This is a genomic window from Aurantimonas sp. A3-2-R12, from assembly GCF_036016755.1.
GTDB lineage: Bacteria > Pseudomonadota > Alphaproteobacteria > Rhizobiales > Rhizobiaceae > Aurantimonas > Aurantimonas coralicida_A.
Genome location: NZ_JAYXIH010000144.1, coordinates 1 through 707, shown reverse-complemented (window position 1 = coordinate 707; position 707 = coordinate 1). Strand labels below are relative to the sequence as shown.

Below are 707 nucleotides of genomic sequence, written 5' to 3'. Positions count from 1 at the left end.
CGTGATCGCGAGCGCATATCGTCATGCACCGATCTCCAGAAGAGCCCGTCGTCGCAGAATGCGGATATCGCGTGAATCGACCAGCTCGATGAGCCGCTGTTCCTTGAGCCTGGTGAACGTCCGCGACACCGTCTCGATGGTCAGGCCGAGATGGTCCGCGATATCCATTCGCGACATCGGCAGATGGACATGCTCCAGGTCACCCTGTCGCTCGACCATCTCGGCGAGGAAGCTCGCAACGCGTTCGAAGGCGGAGTGCCGAGCGAGCACCAAAAGATACCGTTGAGTCGTTCTCAGGCTCTGCAACGCCAATGACAGTATGTCTGGATCGACACCATCGATGGTCGAAAGAGGACGCCGGCAGATCCCGATGGCATTGATCGCCTCGGCAAAGAATTCTCGCTCCACGCCGGCTTCGAAGCCGAACGTTTCGCCAGCCAGATGGAATGCGATGATCTGCCGGCGGCCATCGGCCAGCAAGCGATAGACGCGAACCGCGCCGAACTCGACCCGGTAGAGATTGCCGGCCGGATCGCCCGCGGCGTAAATTTCCGCGCCCGCCTGGAAGAAGCTGACGATCTGCGGGCGGGGCGATGCGGCAGCCGGTGGAAACGCCGGGTGATCGATCGTGAAGGGATGCGACCGCAAGGGCGACGGGGCGAGGGTGGAAGCGAGCATTGTTGTTTCCCTTTTCCGTTCTGGTGGGG

1 protein-coding gene is annotated in these 707 nt (G+C 61.7%); it reads right to left on the bottom strand.

Annotation, left to right across the window (positions count from 1 at the left end; all coding sequences use genetic code 11):
* Window positions 1-21: 21 nt before the first annotated feature.
* Window positions 22-678, bottom strand: coding sequence for a helix-turn-helix domain-containing protein (locus VSX60_RS22460; protein WP_327626450.1), 657 nt, complete (start codon window positions 676-678; stop codon window positions 22-24).
* Between the last annotated feature and the right edge of the window lie 29 nt (window positions 679-707).